This window comes from Roseofilum capinflatum BLCC-M114 (assembly GCF_030068505.1).
Taxonomy (GTDB): Bacteria; Cyanobacteriota; Cyanobacteriia; order Cyanobacteriales; family Desertifilaceae; genus Roseofilum; species Roseofilum capinflatum.
On record NZ_JAQOSO010000109.1, the window covers coordinates 79025 to 96610 of the forward strand.

Sequence of the window (17586 nt, forward strand, 5' to 3'; positions counted from 1 at the left end):
AGTGGACTTAAGCAATTCTCTTTAACTCCAATGCCACATTATTTAACTGTTGAATACTATCACTGATCTGAGTTAAAGCACTCGCATTACTATTTGCCCCAGCATTGATACGAGTAATGGATTCAATGAGCTGTTCTACACCAATTAACTGTTGTTTTAAGTTTAACGTAATTTGCTGGTTACTATGGACAACATCAGTCACTGAATTTTTGACATCTTCAAAGGTTTGGGTCGTATTTTCAGTAATCTGAAAGCAAGTTTGTACACTTTCTTGACCCTTTTGACTAATCTGAGTCGTTCCATTAATAGCTTTTTGAATTTCCAGTACCCGATTATTGATATCCACTGTAGAGTCTCGACTTTGATCGGCCAACTTACGAATTTCCACCGCAATCACAGAAAACCCTTTACCACCTTCTCCAGCTCTTACCGCTTCCACAGACGCATTTAATGCTAACATATTGGTTTGATTCGCAATGCTACGAACAACATCCGAAACTTCGCCAATTTGATCGATTTGCTCAGTTAACTCCAGAATCTTATTGGCCATTAATTCGACTTGTTTTTGAACATTGATCACTTCTAAACGAATTTTTTCTACAGCAGCGTTCCCTGTTGCAACTATGGTTAAAGTTTCTTGAGCTGATGCGTTAGACAAATCTGCTTGTTCTGCCGATTGAGTGTAGGATGTCCCCAATTCATTGGCTGTTGCCATTGTTTCATTGATAAAACTGGCCTGTTGTTGGGCAATTTCTTCCTGTTCTTCGACACTATCAGCAATTTGAGTGGAAGAAGCCGCAATATGGCTGGAAATTTTAGTGATGGGATTGACCGCAATTTTATTCATCCAAATAATGGTCATGATTCCCACAACAATGACCACAACAAATGTTCCCCAATTGACTAAATCAATGAGTCGATACGCGACCGATAACTGTTGCAATCTTTGCTCAAGTAGGCGATTCTCAATTCTATGCATATCCTCCAGATCGATGCGAATTTCATCCATAATAACTTGACCTTTTTTGGATCTGACTAAACTCAACAACTCTTGTTCTTTGTTGTCCCTTTTGAGTTGAATGGTTTCTGCTAATTCATCAAGTTTTTGTTCGGATAATTGTTTTATGTTTTGTAGATTAACGACTTGCTGTGAGTTATCAGCAATCAACTCTTCTAAAATTTCAAACTCTCGGTCTAGTATTTGAGTTGCTCGGTTGTAGGGTTGTAAAAAGGTTTCATCTCCAGTGTAAATAAATCCCCTTTGACCCGTTTCTGCATCGACAAGATTTCGTTCAATATTTTTTAATTTGATTTGAACATCGTAAGTATGGAGTACCCAATCTTGATTCTCTTCTAAAAAGGATGTTGTATAGTTGGAAACAATGCTACTGACTCCAACAGCACTGAGAATGACTCCAAAGCCAATGACTAAAACTTGTTTAATATTCATTGAAGCAAATAGGTTGAGTGTTTTTAGAGTTACCTGGGTAAGGTTCTCTATGGATCGTATCTTTAAATGAAAGGACTTAAACCTATTTTACCCAATCTTCATGGCCGCACGCTAAAATCAACTTATTGTCCAAAAACAATGCGTCATTATACCTAAAAATAAAATTAAAATTGGGAGAATATTGAATGAGATTCACGACTAAATTTGCCTGTTTCTTTGCCCTCAGTGCCTTCAGTTCCTTCACCTTAAACACCCAAGCTTCAGCGCAACCCCTAGGATTTTCCTGTCGGGATAACCAAATTTGTCCGGTTTTCAACATTTTTCTGCAAACGACAGAAATATTTACAAATACTTGTCCACCTACATCGGATAATCCCCAAGACTATGCCAATTATTTAGGCCAATGGATCGATCAAATTCCTCGAATTCAAGCTGAGGTTAATTCATTAAACAGAAATAATTCTTATACTCGCGCATTACCTTCTTCACCCAATCAAGTGGCCGATTTTCTCAAGGCTTGGGTGGATATTGCTAGAATTGCCCAAGCTCAAGCGAACCGCATTGAGCAACATCTGGAAAGTTGCCCCTCTCGTCTCCCTGTTCTACCGGTTGGTTCGACTCTGCCTTCTATTTCTACGGATACTGAATTTCCTAAAGTCTGTCAGTTTGACCCCAAGACTTTAACTTGGAAGTGTTAATATCCATTAAAATTTAGAAAATGGGTATGAGTTGAGTACAAGTGGGTAGGGTGGGCAGGGTCTCCAAGCAGACCCTGCCCACTCTACTAGACTGGCGATAGGGTAAAAAACGGTTGACCCATTACCGCGCGAAGGGCTATATCCTGAAAGATGACCTTTATAAAAACAGGACTTTAAACGATGTTTATCCTCATGGAAGCCGGATCGTTTCCTCTGGCCTTTACGCTGGTTTATGTGGTGGGATTTATTGCTGCGGTGGCGATCGGTTCGATCGCCTGGTACAACTCTAAACGTCCCGCAGGATGGGAGGATGCGGAAAAACCGGACTATATTCCGGACGTGAATAAAGATAACAAAGATTCTTAAATCGACTCTTAGCTTAATTGCAAGCGTGCCATAAAAAAGCCATCCATCTGATGACGGTGGGGCCAAACTTTAATCCAGCCTTCAGGAGTGGATAAAGGGGCTAGGGGTTCGGGCGATAATGCTCTGCATCGCTGACGCGATTGCACCAGGTCAATTTTCCATTGAGAGTTCTGGTCTAAAAAGCGGCCAATCACCTGCTCGTTTTCCTGGGGGTCAAGGGTACAAGTGGAGTAGACCAAAATTCCCCCCGGTTTCACCCAAGTGGCGGCTTTTTCGAGCAGTTCTTGTTGTAGCACGGATAACTGCTCAATGGACTCTGGAGACTGTCTCCACCGTGCATCGGCATGACGGTGGAGTGTCCCTAACCCGGAACAGGGGGCATCCACCAACACGCGATCGCCTTTTCCAGTAAAATCGGCCATCTCGCGTATATCCCCTACACGAGTTTGAATACTGTGTAAATCCAGCCTTTGGGCATTTTGGCTAACTTTTTTCAAGCGCGACTGTTGGCGATCGCATCCCCAAATTGTACCGCGATCGCCCATTAACTCCGCTAAATGAGTCGTTTTACCCCCAGGAGCAGCACAGCCATCAATCACCACCTCCCCCGGTTGCGGATCGACCAAATACCCCACCAATTGGGCGCTCCCATCCTGAATACTCCACCATCCTTGCACAAAACCGGGTAACTGCTGCACAGCTCCCACCCGTTGCAATAATCGCAACCCTTGGGGAGAATAGGGGAGTCGCTCCACGGGAATATCAGCTTCCTCAAACGCCTTTTCCACCTCTTCCACCGAGATTTTATGAATATTCACTCGCAGATCCAGAGTCGGAGGACGGTTAAACCACTCACACAACTGCTCAGTTTCCCCTTCTCCCAGTTGGGTTAACCATTTTTCCACGATCCAATCTGGATAACTATGGAGAATAGCCCACCGTTGCGCTACCGGTTCGGGTAACTTCAGAGGATCGCCAGGCGATCTCATATACTGCCGCAATACCCCATTCACCACCCCGGACAAACCCCGCAAACCATTATTTTTCGCCAACTCCACTGTCGTATGCACTACCGCAGGAGCTGGGATTTGATCCAAATAGCGCAGTTGATACAATCCTAAATGAAAGATTAATCGTAAATCGGTTGGTTGTTCCTCAATCGGTTTACGGGCAAACTGACTAATAAGCGCATCGAGCGATCGCCTGCGTCGCACCACCCCATACACCAACTCCGTTACCAAACCTCGGTCTACCTTCGCCAATTTGGCCCCACTCAACCCCCGATTTAAGGCCACATCCGTATAGGTATCGCGGCGATCGATCTCCTTGAGAATTGAAAAGGCAACTTGACGAGGATTGGCGTTAGGCATGTAAACTTTTCCCAGACTGACAAGTTAATGATAGGGGTAGAGGCGCTCGATCGGGCCAAAATTGGGTAAGATGAGTTTCGGACACGAAGCGAGTCGGTCTGGTCAACTTACAGCTAGGGGAGATATCTATGGTTCATCCACGTAAACCCATTCATCGCTCTACTGGAAAGCAACGGTTAAACCGACTTCAGTTCATCCTGGAACCGATTCAAAGGCACACCCTATTGGTGTGGAGTGTTTTAGCGCTGGTGGCGATCGGTATTGGCTATGAAGCCTTAAGTGTTCTCCTGAATCCTGAAGCGGTCGAAAATCCTGAAGTCGTTGAACCCGAACAGGCGATCGCCGAAATCACAGAAGAAGAGCCAACCCTAGAAACCAAAGAGCAACCCAAGGTTAACATTACAGTTCCCTGGCTCTGGTTAGGGGCGATCGCCTTGGGAGTAGGGGGTTCCTTCCTCCTCTGGAAAACCTTACAAAATCCAACTGCCCATAAACGGGCAGCCCTCAACCGTCGCCAACGTCGCGGAACCCCCCTATTATTAGAAAAACCCCAACCCTTGCGAGTCCCTAAGCGCCAACCCCACCAACCCATAACTCCCTTCAGTCCAGAACAGGTGACCCCAGAACCCACCTCGCCAGCGCCTCAACCCTTAGAAGCGTCTGCCTCTTCCCCAGACCTAACTCCACCGACTCCGGCTCAACCCCAAAAATCCTTTAACTTTGAGGTCAATCGTAATCCCAAACCCGTTCAGAATTCTTCCTTACAGGTTCCGAACTTTCCCAAACTTACCCCAGATATTCCCCAGGGATCGGCTCCGAAAACCGGTCGCAAGAAACCCCCCCAAGATCGTCAAGAGCAAGATATTCGCAAATCTTCTTAGAAAGCTGAAAACCCTTATCCAGTCTGATTTTCAGAGTTGTACAAAAAGCCCTGTTTATGAACTATTGCCTATTGCCTATTGCCTATTGCCTATTGCCTCCCGAATGACTATACAAGCCCCCAGATAAAATGATAAACTGCCAGTGAACTCAGGTAAAAAACAGTTTACCGATTACCGATTACCAGCGTCTAGCGCTACTATAGACTATGAGCAAGGGCACGCTATTTGATAAAGTCTGGAACAACCACAAGGTTGGCACACTTCCTTCTGGACAAACTCAACTGTTTATCGGACTACATCTGATCCACGAGGTGACCAGTCCCCAAGCGTTTGCCATGCTGCGGGAGAGAAATTTAAAGGTCTTGTTTCCCGATCGCACTGTCGCTACGGTCGATCATATCGTCCCCACAGAAAACCAGGCTCGCCCCTTCGCAGACACTTTAGCCGAAGAGATGATGCAAGCGTTGGAACAGAGCGTTGAAGAACATGGAATTCGTTTCTATAATGTGGGGTCGGGAAACCAAGGCATTGTCCATGTGATCGCCCCAGAACAAGGAATGACGCAACCCGGAATGACGATCGCCTGTGGAGATAGCCATACCTCAACCCATGGCGCATTTGGGGCGATCGCCTTTGGCATAGGAACCAGCCAAGTCCGGGATGTTTTGGCTTCCCAAACCCTAGCCCTAGACAAGCTCAAAGTGCGCCGGATCGAGGTCAATGGCAGCCTGCATCCGGGGGTTTATGCCAAAGATGTGATCCTCCACATTATCCGCAAACTGGGCGTTAAAGGGGGCGTAGGCTATGCCTATGAGTATGCCGGAACTACCCTAGAACAGATGTCCATGGAAGAGCGGATGACGATCTGCAATATGTCCATCGAAGGGGGAGCCAGATGTGGCTATGTAAACCCCGATCGCGTCACATTTGACTATCTAAAAGGACGGGAATTTGCTCCCCAAGGGGAAAGCTGGGATAAAGCCGTGCAATGGTGGCAGAGTATCCGCTCTGATGCTGATGCAGAATATGATGATGTGGTGGTGTTTAAGGCTGAAGACATTCCACCAACGGTCACCTGGGGCATTACTCCCGGTCAAGGGATAGGAGTCGATGAAGTGGTTCCCACCCCAGAGAAGCTCAACGACGGCGATCGGCTCTTAGCTGAAGAAGCCTATAAATATATGAAACTCGAACCCGGAAAGGCGATCGCCGGAACCCCCATCGATGTCTGCTTCATCGGCAGTTGTACCAATGGCCGCCTCAGCGACCTGCGGGAAGCCGCCAAATTTGCCCAAGGTCATCAAGTCGCCCCCCACGTCAAAGCCTTTGTGGTTCCCGGTTCAGAAGTCGTCAAGCAACAAGCTGAAGCAGAAGGCTTAGATAAAATCTTTACCGAAGCCGGGTTTGAATGGCGCAATGCCGGATGTTCCATGTGTTTAGCCATGAACCCCGATAAACTCGAAGGGGATCAAATCAGCGCCTCCTCCTCCAACCGCAACTTCAAAGGCCGTCAGGGGTCTTCCTCCGGTCGCACCCTACTCATGAGTCCCGCCATGGTCGTCGCTGCGGCCATCTCCGGTCAAGTTTGTGACGTGCGAAAACTGCTATAGCCCACAGTGGGGTGCTGAGGTTGAATGACTATCATTATCCCTCTTTTATTTTTCCTAACAGAAACTCAAAAATCTAGTCAGAGAGACAAAGGTCTTGCTATATAGAAGAGACAGCGATCGCGATCTCCAAAAGTGACAGAAGAGGGGTATAGTATAATCGAGTTTACATTCTGAATTCTCGTCTCTCGGTCGATGATTTTATGGTTACTCTTGCCGGATACGACAATTTTATTCAAATTCATGAGAGCAGTAGCTCTCAAGTCTATCGCGCTCGGCGGACAAGAGACAACTTTCCCGTTATCCTCAAATTTCTCAATCAAGACTATCCAACCCCAGAGCAAATTCGTCACTACAAACAGGAATATTATCTCACCTGCCAGTTCGATGCTCCAGGGATTATCAAAGCCTATAGTCTTGAAGAATGGCACAGGAGCTATGCGATCGCGCTTGAAGACTTTGGTGGGATTTCCCTTAAACAATGGTTGCAAGAGCGAGACCCAGTATCTGTAGAGGAGTTTTTGGCGATCGCGATCGCCATTACCGAGAGTTTAGCAGACATTCACGCCCGACACATCATTCACAAAGACATCAATCCCGCCAATATCATTCTCAATCCCGCAAGCCAAGAAATAAAAATCATTGATTTTGGCATAGCCACCCAACTGAGTCGAGAAAATACCACCCTAAAAAATCCCAATGTTTTAGAAGGAACCCTGGCTTATATTTCTCCGGAACAAACTGGCAGAATGAACCGCAGTTTAGACTATCGAACGGATTTTTATTCATTAGGAGTCACTTTTTATGAAATGCTGGCGGGAAGATTGCCCTTTGAAGCTGAAGATCCTTTAGAATTAGTTCACTGTCATATTGCCAAAATGCCTGCTGCATTGGGGAACGGTGAAGACATTCCTGCTGCGATCGCCGATATTGTCATGAAATTGATGGCGAAGAATGCCCAAGAGCGCTATCAAAGTGCCGAGGGATTGCGATCGGACTTAGAAAAATGCCAGCAACCATTAGAACAGACGGGAAAGATTGTTCCATTCCCCCTAGGTCAAGAAGATATTGCCGCACAATTTCAAATTCCCCAAAAGCTCTACGGGCGCGAGGAAGAAATTGCCACATTACTCGAATCATTCGAGCGAGTAGCCGAGATGGGGAAAGTCGAACTGATGCTGGTGGCAGGTTATTCCGGCATCGGCAAATCTTCCCTAGTGCAAGAACTCTACAAACCCATTACCGCCCATCGGGGCTATTTTATTGCCGGGAAATTCGACCAATTTCAGCGCAATATTCCCTATTCGGCGATCGTCGCTGCTTTTGGCGAACTGGTCGGACAGCTACTGGGAGAAAGCGAAACTGCATTGCAAGTCTGGCGAGAAAAATTATTAAAAGCTTTAGGAAATAACGGACAAGTCATTATTGATGTCATTCCCGAAGTCGAACTGATAATCGGCAAGCAACCTTCTGTTCCCGCTTTAGGAGCCAACGAAGCGCAAAATCGCTTTAACCTGGTTTTCGGAAACTTTATCCATGTTTTCTGCGATAAAGAGCATCCGCTAACTCTATTCCTAGACGACTTGCAATGGGCCGATTTGGCGACCTTGCAACTGATGGAGCGGATGTTACTCGAAGGGCAAACAGAATATCTTTTGCTGTTGGGAGCTTATCGAGATAATGAAATGTCCGCCGGCCATCCTTTGGCAATGTCCCTAGCAAAACTGCGGCAAAACAAGAGCGAGTCTATAGACCAGATTGTTTTAAACCCTTTGCCCCTAGAGGAAATTACTGTTTTAATCGGCGATGCCCTCCAGCAAACTGCTGAAACCGTTAGGGACTTGGCTGAGTTAATTCAGCAAAAAACTGGAGGCAATCCGTTTTTTATTAATGAATTTTTACAAGCATTATACGACGAAGAGTTGCTGCAATTCGACCGGCAGTCGAGAAGCTGGCAATGGGATATGGGAGCGATCGCGGCAAGGGGGTTCACCGACAATGTAGTGGAGTTGATGGTGGAGAAGTTACAAAAATTGCCCCCATCCAGCCAAGAAATTTTATCCCTAGCCGCGTGTTGGGGCGCAGAATTTGACTTAGAATTGCTGACCTGGGTCGGGAAAAAATCAGCTCTAGAAACTTTTGAGTTGTTAAAAATAGCTCTCGATCGCGGTTTTATTTTACCGTTATCTGAACTCGACGAAAATCTGCTGATTCAGTCTTATAAGTTCGGACACGATCGCATCCAACAAGCGGCTTATGCGCTGATTCCTGACGCTCGAAAAGAATCGCTTCATTACCGCATCGGATACACGCTACTTCAAAATATACCCCCAGAAGCTAGAGAAGAGAACATTTTTGAGCTAGTCGGCCAATTTAACTATGGAACAGCTTTAATTACCGAGCAAAAACAACGGGACGAAATTGCCCAACTCAATCTCATTGCCTGCCGCAAAGCTAAAGACGCTACTGCCTATCAAGCGGCTAGAGAGTATGTCAACACCGGATTATCGTTACTAGGCGATAATGCCTGGAAGAGGCAATATGAAATAACTCTAGCATTCCACGAAATAGCGGCTCAATTAGCTTGGTTATGCGGAGACTTTGAGGCGATGGAAAGTTTTTTTGAAACCGTTATTGCAAGAGCAAAATCTTTACTAGAAAAAGTTGAAGTTTATAGCACTATAATTAGCTCGAATATCTCCCGAAATCAACTGACCGAAGCGATTACTATAGCCAGACAACTCCTGCAACAGTTAGGTGTCAGTTTCCCCGAAACTCCCACAGAGAATGATATTCAATCTAGCCTTGCAGAGATTGGAGAACTGATTGGCAACAGAAACATTAAAGACCTGGTTCATTTGCCCATGATGACAGATCGCGAAAAAATAGCCATTATGCAGGTTATCAATAGCATTATATCAGCCGCTCATATTTCTGTTCCTCTCTTATTGCCATTGCTGATTGCCTTATCAGTCAAGCTATCCATTCAATATGGAAATACATCGACTTCAGCTTATGCGTATGCCTACTATGGCGCACTCTCTTGTATTCGCCTGCACGATGTCGATACAGGGGTAAAGTTTGGTCAGTTGGCCCTCAAAATTGTATCAAAACTGGACAAAAACGTAATAAAAGCTGAAGTATTGTGCATCATCGTTTTTTCCGTACTACACCGCAAATTTCATACCAAAAAAACCCTATCATTCATGCAGGAGGCTTATAGATCTGCTAGTGAATTTGGCCAATTGGAAGATATCGGATATGCTGCTCACAATTTTTGTCTCAATGCTTTCTGGTGCGGTCAGCCCCTGACTACCTTGAATCGAGAGGCTAGTGCTTACTGCGTTGCTTTGGTGCAATTCAATCAATCGATAACAGCGAATTACTGTCGAATTCATTGGCAAACCGTTTTAAATTTGCTGGGACTTGCGAACGATCCGAGCATTTTGTCTGGAGAGTCTCTCCAAGAAGCAGAATTAGTGCCTCGACTCATCTGTGCCCGTGACTTGCTTGGCTTGTTCATGCTATATTTATACAAGCTTATGCTTTGCTACCTGTTTGGGGCGATCGAATCAGCTCAAAGCGCTGCAAATCAAGTCAAGCAGTATTTAATAGCCAGCTCTGGAACCGTTGGCGAACCTGCTTTTTTATTCTATGATTCTTTAACCGCTATAGCTACTTTGAGTTCGGAATCGGAGCAGATATCAGAGGTACTCCAACAGGTGGAACAAAACCAAACGGAACTGCAATATCAATGGGCCCACTATGCTCCGATGAATTATCAACATAAAGTAGATTTGGTGGAAGCAGAAAAATGCCGATTTCTAGGACAAAAGGCAGAAGCTATAGAACTCTATCACAAGGCAATATCTGGAGCCAAAGAAAACGAATACATTCAAGAAGAGGCTCTGGCTAACGAACTCGCGGCAAAATTTTACCTGGATTGGGGTCAGGAAACAGTGGCTCGTGCTTACATGATGGAAGCTTATTACTGCTACGCTCGCTGGGGAGCAAAAGCAAAGGTCAAGCACCTGGAAGAAAATTATCCGCAATTATGTCAATCGCGAACTATTAAAACTTCGAGAAGCAATTCTCATAGTCTATTGATCTCTACCAACTCCACTATTTTCAATCCGATCAGCAATCTGGACATTGCAACGTTGATGAAGGCATCTCAATCTCTTGCCAGTGAAATTGTCCTGAGCCAATTACTGAGCCAATTGATTAAAATTTTGATGGAAAATACGGGCGCTCAATCTGGCTTTTTGATTTTGGAAATTGAGGGAGAGTTACTCATTGAAGCAGAAGCAGGGGCAAACGGCGAAATAGCGGTATTGCAGTCCATGCCTTTGGAATTTGTCAAACCTGATGGTTCTGTACCCTTAATGTCCTCGGCGATCGTTAACTATGTTGCTCGCACCCAGGACAGTGTAGTTCTTAATGATGCCTGCAATGAGGGCAATTTTACCAGTCAAACCTATATCCAAAAATTTCAGGTAAAGTCTGTGTTATGCGTGCCTCTGCTAGAACAAGGTCAGCTTAGGGGTATCGTCTATCTAGAAAATAACCTAACTACAGGAGCTTTTACCCAAGAACGGGTAGAAATCGTGAAATTATTGTCGGGACAGGCAGCCATCTCTATCGAAAACGCCCTGCTCTACCGCACCCTAGAGCAAAAGGTGGAGCAGCGCACGACCGAGTTGGCTGTTGCCAACGAAGAAATCAAAGCCCTCAACAAGCAGCTAGAGTCGGAAAACCTGCGTATGAGCGCCGAACTCGATATAACCCGGCAGTTACAGCAGAAGATGTTGCCCGAAGAAAAGGAACTGGAGGAAATCGAGGAGCTAGATATCGCCGGTTTCATGGAATCGGCGGACGAAGTAGGCGGCGACTACTACGATGTACTGCGGCAAGACGGCAAAATAAAAATCGGCATCGGCGACGTGACGGGACATGGCTTGGAGTCGGGGATGCTGATGATAATGCTTCAAACCGCCACGCGAGTCCTTCTGGAAAGCAACCTCGCCAACCCGGTGCAATTCCTGGACATCCTCAACCACAGCATTTGCAAAAATATAGAGCGGATGAAGACCGACAAACACCTGACTCTCTCCATCCTGGACTACGAGGATGGAACTGTAACCATAAGCGGACAGCATGAAAATGTTATCCTTGTCCGAGCTGGGGGGCACTTAGAGATAATCGACACTTTGGATTTGGGCTTCCCTGTCGGCCTGGTTCCGGAAATTGCTGACTTCACCCACCCAACTCAAATCGATCTGAACCCCGGCGACCTGATAGTGCTATACACCGATGGCATCACCGAAGCGGAAAATAGCGAAAGGAAATTTTACGGTTTCGATCGCCTCTGCAACCTAGCCCAGGAAAACTGGCAGCTATCGGCCGTTGAGATACGCCAAGTGATTATCGATGATGTGAAGCAATTCATTGGGGCACAAAAGGTTTATGATGATATAACTTTGGTGGCGATTAAGAAGAATTAAAAATTATCCCTCTTCTATCACTCTAGGCAGAAGAAAATAAGAAATCAGGCTCAAGAGTAAAAAAAGAGGGGTATACAGTCTACTCTTTAGTTTCCTTGTCACCCCTTAAACTCGAAATCGCTTGAACAACAAAACAAGGGGCCCCATGCCCCTTGTTTGGGTGATATCAAATACTTAAATGTTTACCACATTATCATTCCTGAGAGCCACCTTATTAAGGGCGTTTAGGAGATATAAAATCTAGCATTCTTTTCTAGATTTTATATGAGTTCAATTGCCCTCAAGAAAGATTAGCGACCAATTCCTACATAACGGAATCCAGCCGCTTCTAGGGGTTTAGGATCGAGGAAGTTACGACCATCAATCATCACCGGATGGGCCATTTTCTTGGCCATTTTGGCATAATCCAATTTCAAAAACTGCTGCCAATCCGTCACTAATACTAGAGCATCACAACCATCAGCTAACATATCTACATCGGATTCCACAATCACATCGGAGAGACCGTGACGCATTCCTGACTGAGAGATAATGGGATCGTAAGCTTTGAGCTTGGCTCCTAAGCGGCTGAGTTGTTCAATTAAGTTTAACGCTGGAGCATCTCGCATATCATCCGTATCGGGTTTGAACGTCAGTCCCAACAGACCAACGGTTTTCCCTTTAAGGATTTTCAGTTCCTGTTGTAGTTTTTCTACTGCCATTAGCCGTTGACGGTTGTTGACACTGACGGCTGCTTTGAGTAGTTCCGCTTCATAGTTATAGTCATCGGCAGTATGAATTAAAGCAGAAACATCTTTGGGGAAACAGGAACCCCCCCAACCAATTCCGGCTTGTAAGAACTTATTCCCAATCCGGGAATCGAGTCCGATGCCTTTGGCGACTTGGGTCACGTCTGCGCCGACTTTATCGCAAATATTAGCGACTTCGTTAATAAAGCTAATTTTGGTGGCGAGGAAGGCATTGGCGGCGTATTTAATCATCTCGGCAGAACTGAGATCGGTAACGACGACGGGAACCGGAGGTAAGGAGCCATCCGTGCCGACTTTGCGTTCGACGATGGGGGTATAGAGTTCTTGCATCAGGGCGATCGCCTTTTCACTGTTGCTGCCCAGGACGATGCGATCGGGATTAAAAGTGTCATAAACTGCTGAACCTTCCCGTAGAAATTCTGGGTTGCTGACCACATCAAATTCAGCTTTAATCGCCTCGTTGCTAGAGCCTTCTTCTTTCTTGCGTTCGGCAATGCCATCGAGGACAATCATCCGTACCCAGTCCCCGGAACCAATGGGAACAGTAGATTTATTAACAATGACTTTATAACCTTCCCGGAGATGGGCCCCAATGCCACGAGCCACTGCTTCCACATAGCGAGTGTCGCTATCTCCAGTGGGTAGGGCCGGGGTTCCCACGGCAATAAACAGGATATCCCCATGGGCGACTCCAGCCTCTAAATCGGAGCTGAATTCCAAGTTACCGGCTTTGGCTGATTTTTGCATTAATTCGGACAATCCGGGTTCATAAATGGGGGACTGGCCGGACTTCATCAACTTGACCTTCTCTTCATTGTTATCAATACAGATCACATGGTGGCCGCATTCAGCTAGACAGACACCAGTCACCAAACCAACGTAACCTGTACCAATTACACAAACTTTCATGGGTATACCTCAAGAGACTTGATTTTAGATTGACAGAGGGTAGATGCTTCTTCGGTCTATCATCAACGTTTCAGGATTGGCTCAGGCGATCGCGGAAATCGGCGATCGTTTTCTCTAAACCGTCATTCAAAGGAATCGTCGGTTCCCATCCTAGCCATTCTCTAGCGCGAGTAATGTCCGGTTGTCGTTGCCGGGGATCGTCTGCCGGAAGGGGTTTATACTGAATTTCGGCATCCGGATTAATCTTTTGTTGAATTTTTTCGGCTAACTCCAGAATGGTATATTCATCCGGGTTACCCAGATTGACCGGCCCTACATGGTCACCATTCATCAACCGCATTAACCCTTCTACCAGATCGGAAACATAGCAGAAACTGCGAGTTTGGGAGCCATCCCCATAAACGGTTAGGGGAATCCCCTTCAGGGCTTGTACAACAAAGTTACTCACTACTCGACCATCATTTTCTAACATGCGAGAGCCATAGGTATTAAAAATTCGAGCCACGCGAATTTCTAGACCATGTTCCCGATGGTAGTCAAAACATAGAGTTTCAGCAATTCGCTTGCCTTCGTCATAACAGGAGCGAATACCGATGGTGTTTACATTTCCCCGATAGTCTTCGGTTTGGGGATGCACATCAGGGTCGCCATAGATTTCTGAAGTAGATGCTAGTAATATGCGTGCCTTTACTCGCTTGGCGAGTCCGAGCATGTTAATGGTTCCCAAGACGCTAGTTTTGGTCGTCTTAATGGGGTTGTATTGATAATGAATCGGTGATGCTGGACAAGCCAAGTGATAGATCTGATCGACCTCTAACCGGATGGGTTCGGTAATATCATGTCGGATCAGCTCAAAATAGGGATTATCGAGCCACTGAAGAATATTTCGTTTGTTTCCCGTGTAGAAGTTATCTAAACAGATGACTTCATGACCCGCTTCCATCAAACGGTCAATAAGGTGAGAGCCAACAAAGCCAGCTCCCCCCGTTACAAGGATTCTCATAATTTGTGCAGGTATCTTAAGCCAGCAAGGTTATATTAGCCTTTTCCTGGCTGATTTGGTGAGAACTGGAACATTAGTTCAAAATAGCGCTACTGGCTGGGCAGATTGCTTAAGATTTTTTTAATTGAGGCTCAACACCGTAGACTCATAGAGAGCAATGATTTTATGGGTTACCTCTTCTATACTGAGGTTATCCGTAATAATCTCGATCGCCTCTGGACTTTTCTGTAAGGGGGCAATTTCTCGGTGACTGTCGGTATAATCTCGTTGCCGAATAGCTTGCTCTAATTGTTCGGTGCTGGGCAGGGTTTGCGGTGCATGGGAGGATTGGGCTAAGTAATCTTGTTGTCGTCTTTTTGCCCGTTCTTCCACAGAAGCTGTGAGGAAAATTTTCAGATCGGCATCGGGAAAGACGTGGGTTCCGATGTCCCGTCCTTCGGCTACGAGTCCTCCCCGTTTGCCCCATAACCGTTGTTGCTCGACGAGTTTTTGCCGGACTGCGCGTAAGCTGGCGATCGCCGAAACCTGAGCCGTGACTTCTAAAGACCGAATCGCTTCGGTCACATTTTGATTATTAATAAACACTTGCAAGGGGTGCGAACTGCCTTTTTCTAGATAGGCAACTCGGCCACTCTCTGCTGATGTAGAGGTCAACGGCCGTTGACTCCTACTGACCGGCCCATTGGGGGAAGAGTCGAAGCGAATGTCAGATTCACTGACTAACTCGACAATCGCAGGTTCATCCGTTAAAGCAATTCCGGCTTGTTGGACTAACCAAGTGACAGCCCGGTACATGGCTCCCGTATCTAGGTACAATAGGCCAAGGTTTTGGGCCACTTGACGAGCAATGGTCGATTTTCCGGCTCCGGCTGGGCCGTCAATGGCAATGATGGGGCGGCGATCGCGCAAGATCATATTATCAATCAAACGAGTAGAACCCACTTTAGCAGCAACACTTAATAATCCCTCAAAGGCGATCGTCTGTAAAGGGTCTAAGGTCTGGGGATCGACTAAATCTGCATATTCGATTTCTACATTGGGCATGGTTTGGGCGATCGCCTCAAAAGCACCGATTAATCCTTCGCGGGTGCGATCGCCGTTTTTAAACTCCAGTTCGGCATTTTTCAGTCCCTGATATAACACCGAGGCTTGTTCGCGCTCTTGCTCGCTTAAATACTGATTCCGGGAACTCATGGCCAAACCTGACGCTTCCCGCACCGTCGGACAGCCAATAATCTCGACCCCCAGATTGAGATCCTTCACCAGTTGGCGAATAATGGCCAACTGTTGGGCATCCTTTTGGCCAAAATAAGCCCGATCGGGTTTGACAATATTGAATAACTTGGTGACAATCGTCGCCACTCCCTGAAAATGCCCGACACGGTTTTGGCCACAGAGAACCGAAGTCATGGACTCTGGAGGAATTACCAGGGTTTGATTGCTCTCTCCTATCCCCATAGCTTCCGGACTTGGGGCAAACACCACATCTGCTCCAGCTTGCTCACAGAGTTCGCAGTCGCGCTCTAAATTGCGGGGATAGGTGGCTAAATCCTCATTGGGGCCAAATTGGAGGGGATTGACAAAAATGCTCACCACCACGCGATCGCTCTCTTGCCGCGCTAACTCAATCAAGCGCAAGTGCCCCCCATGAAGCGATCCCATGGTGGGCACAAAACCCAAAACTTCAGAGGGAGATTGCTGCTGTAAATAGGTTTGAAGAGCAGCAATCGTTTTGTACAGATGCACAGTTTCCTCGTTATGAATGGTGTCTCAGGAGTCAAGGGAAGAAATTCCCTACTCAAACTCTTGCATAAGTGGGCATAAAACCAATAGTAATGCAGTAATCATCTTAATTCTTAATGACTATTGCCTTTTGCCTATTGCCTTTTGCCTGACTTCTGCAAGAAGTCTACTGTCGTTCCAGGATTTCCATCCGTACTGGGGCAACGCCCGTACTCATCAATCCCAGTTCTTGGGCTGCGCCTTTAGACAGGTCGATGATGCGGTTGCGAATATAGGGGCCGCGATCATTAATCCGTACAACCAGGGAACGGCCATTATCCATATTGGTAACCCGCACCATGGTATTGAACGGTAAGTTGCGATGGGCAGCCGTTAACCCATATTGATTATATCGTTCCCCATTAGCGGTTAAGTTGCCATGGAATCCGGGGCCATACCAGGAAGCCCATCCACTAACGGCTTGGACTGTAACGAATTCCCCTTGGGAGGCAGAGGGGTTGTTGAGGGCTTTGCCTGGAGCGGTAACGGGTTTACCGTAGACTTCTTCGATCGGGGGAGCATTTCCGAGGAGGCGACGCAGACGGTTGGTTGCTTGGACGGCATCCTGGGTGGAATTTTGGGTGGTGTCGGGTAAGATTACGTCCTGTCCCATAGTCACTAGGGTTTGGTCATTGGCTTGAATGAGATAGGTTTCTAAGTCTTCATCCCATTTGAGGGCGATCGCCTCAGCATCGTCTACGCTACGCACCCATACCGAGAGTTTTTCGGCGACTGCTTCAGCTTCTCGAACTGCTTGGGTATTGGATAGGTTAACCATGGACACTTGAGCCATGGGCACGGTCGAGACTTCCTGAGCTTTTTCTTGTGTTTCTTGTGTTTCTTGTGTAATCGGCTCACCTAAAAAGGTGAGAACCGGAATATTTTGGACGTATAATGTGGCGGCTTCTTGTCCATCCAGGGTATGGGGATAAATTTTGGTGGCCGAGTGAGGATCGGCTTCAGGGAGCTTTGCCGACATGGAAGCGGTACTGTCTTGTTCTCGTTGGGCGATCGCTTCTGACTCAGAAGCCACAAGGTTAGCGCTCGGCTCTGCGTGACCGGAAGACCCCGATCCCAGGGTCAAGAGGAGAGCAGAAACAGTTAAAGTTTTCCAAAGATGTTGGTTCATAAACTTTTAGGTTGTGAGGACAAGAGCGGTAGAGTCTTAACCCTGATGTTCCATCTGAAATTTACAGTTGTTATCAGATTGACTTAGCCGTTCTGAAAAACTTAGACAAACTATGACAAACCTAGATCGAGTTGCACA

The 17586-nt window shown here is 46.4% G+C and carries 11 protein-coding genes; 5 read left to right on the forward strand and 6 right to left on the reverse strand.

The annotated features are described in order from the left end of the window. Positions 1-7: 7 nt before the first annotated feature. Positions 8-1450 carry a CHASE3 domain-containing protein gene (locus tag PMG25_RS21245; RefSeq protein WP_283768899.1) on the reverse strand — a complete coding sequence of 481 codons (1443 nt, stop codon included), beginning with the start codon at positions 1448-1450 and terminating at the stop codon, positions 8-10. A gap of 185 nt (positions 1451-1635) precedes the next feature. Here PMG25_RS21245 and PMG25_RS21250 point away from each other — a divergent pair, with 185 nt between their 5' ends. Together PMG25_RS21250 and psb35 are read left to right on the forward strand one after the other, a co-directional pair. Further along, positions 1636-2148, forward strand: a complete 513-nt coding sequence (locus PMG25_RS21250; protein ID WP_283768900.1) for a hypothetical protein — start codon at positions 1636-1638, stop codon at positions 2146-2148. A gap of 180 nt (positions 2149-2328) precedes the next feature. Next, positions 2329-2514 (forward strand): photosystem II assembly protein Psb35, encoded by a 186-nt coding sequence (gene psb35, locus PMG25_RS21255; RefSeq protein WP_283768901.1) that lies wholly within the window; start codon positions 2329-2331, stop codon positions 2512-2514. Positions 2515-2522: 8 nt separating this feature from the next. Here the strand turns inward: psb35 and PMG25_RS21260 are convergent, their stop codons facing one another. Further along, complete coding sequence (locus tag PMG25_RS21260) at positions 2523-3884, reverse strand: 16S rRNA (cytosine(967)-C(5))-methyltransferase (RefSeq protein WP_283768902.1); 1362 nt, start codon at positions 3882-3884, stop codon at positions 2523-2525. Positions 3885-4012: 128 nt separating this feature from the next. On the opposite strand from PMG25_RS21260, the gene PMG25_RS21265 reads away from it, so the two are divergent. From PMG25_RS21265 to PMG25_RS21275, 3 genes are all read left to right on the forward strand, one after another. Next, positions 4013-4765 carry a hypothetical protein gene (locus PMG25_RS21265; protein WP_283768903.1) on the forward strand — a complete coding sequence of 251 codons (753 nt, stop codon included), beginning with the start codon at positions 4013-4015 and terminating at the stop codon, positions 4763-4765. Positions 4766-4971: 206 nt separating this feature from the next. Continuing rightward, positions 4972-6375 carry a 3-isopropylmalate dehydratase large subunit gene (leuC, locus tag PMG25_RS21270; RefSeq protein ID WP_283768904.1) on the forward strand — a complete coding sequence of 468 codons (1404 nt, stop codon included), beginning with the start codon at positions 4972-4974 and terminating at the stop codon, positions 6373-6375. Between the two features lie 200 nt (positions 6376-6575). Then, positions 6576-11876 carry an AAA family ATPase gene (locus tag PMG25_RS21275; protein WP_283768905.1) on the forward strand — a complete coding sequence of 1767 codons (5301 nt, stop codon included), beginning with the start codon at positions 6576-6578 and terminating at the stop codon, positions 11874-11876. Between the two features lie 290 nt (positions 11877-12166). Here PMG25_RS21275 and PMG25_RS21280 read toward each other — a convergent pair whose 3' ends face one another. From PMG25_RS21280 to PMG25_RS21295, 4 genes are all read right to left on the reverse strand, one after another. Beyond that, complete coding sequence (locus PMG25_RS21280) at positions 12167-13534, reverse strand: UDP-glucose dehydrogenase family protein (protein ID WP_283768906.1); 1368 nt, start codon at positions 13532-13534, stop codon at positions 12167-12169. A gap of 70 nt (positions 13535-13604) precedes the next feature. Next, positions 13605-14537, reverse strand: coding sequence for a UDP-glucuronic acid decarboxylase family protein (locus PMG25_RS21285; RefSeq protein ID WP_283768907.1), 933 nt, complete (start codon positions 14535-14537; stop codon positions 13605-13607). A 120-nt stretch (positions 14538-14657) separates the two neighbouring features. Continuing rightward, positions 14658-16283 (reverse strand): bifunctional pantoate--beta-alanine ligase/(d)CMP kinase, encoded by a 1626-nt coding sequence (locus PMG25_RS21290; RefSeq protein ID WP_283768908.1) that lies wholly within the window; start codon positions 16281-16283, stop codon positions 14658-14660. 163 nt (positions 16284-16446) lie between these two features. Beyond that, on the reverse strand, positions 16447-17448 hold the full coding sequence (locus PMG25_RS21295; RefSeq protein ID WP_283768909.1) for a septal ring lytic transglycosylase RlpA family protein: 1002 nt from the start codon (positions 17446-17448) through the stop codon (positions 16447-16449). Positions 17449-17586: the final 138 nt, after the last annotated feature.

Bases quoted from the DNA above. Each gene is read 5' to 3' on its own strand.
- PMG25_RS21245 (WP_283768899.1), bottom strand. From the start codon at position 1,450: ATGAATATTAAACAAGTTTTAGTCATTGGCTTTGGAGTCATTCTCAGT.
- PMG25_RS21250 (WP_283768900.1), top strand. From the start codon at position 1,636: ATGAGATTCACGACTAAATTTGCCTGTTTCTTTGCCCTCAGTGCCTTC.
- psb35 (WP_283768901.1), top strand. From the start codon at position 2,329: ATGTTTATCCTCATGGAAGCCGGATCGTTTCCTCTGGCCTTTACGCTG.
- PMG25_RS21260 (WP_283768902.1), bottom strand. From the start codon at position 3,884: ATGCCTAACGCCAATCCTCGTCAAGTTGCCTTTTCAATTCTCAAGGAG.
- PMG25_RS21265 (WP_283768903.1), top strand. From the start codon at position 4,013: ATGGTTCATCCACGTAAACCCATTCATCGCTCTACTGGAAAGCAACGG.
- leuC (WP_283768904.1), top strand. From the start codon at position 4,972: ATGAGCAAGGGCACGCTATTTGATAAAGTCTGGAACAACCACAAGGTT.
- PMG25_RS21275 (WP_283768905.1), top strand. From the start codon at position 6,576: ATGGTTACTCTTGCCGGATACGACAATTTTATTCAAATTCATGAGAGC.
- PMG25_RS21280 (WP_283768906.1), bottom strand. From the start codon at position 13,534: ATGAAAGTTTGTGTAATTGGTACAGGTTACGTTGGTTTGGTGACTGGT.
- PMG25_RS21285 (WP_283768907.1), bottom strand. From the start codon at position 14,537: ATGAGAATCCTTGTAACGGGGGGAGCTGGCTTTGTTGGCTCTCACCTT.
- PMG25_RS21295 (WP_283768909.1), bottom strand. From the start codon at position 17,448: ATGAACCAACATCTTTGGAAAACTTTAACTGTTTCTGCTCTCCTCTTG.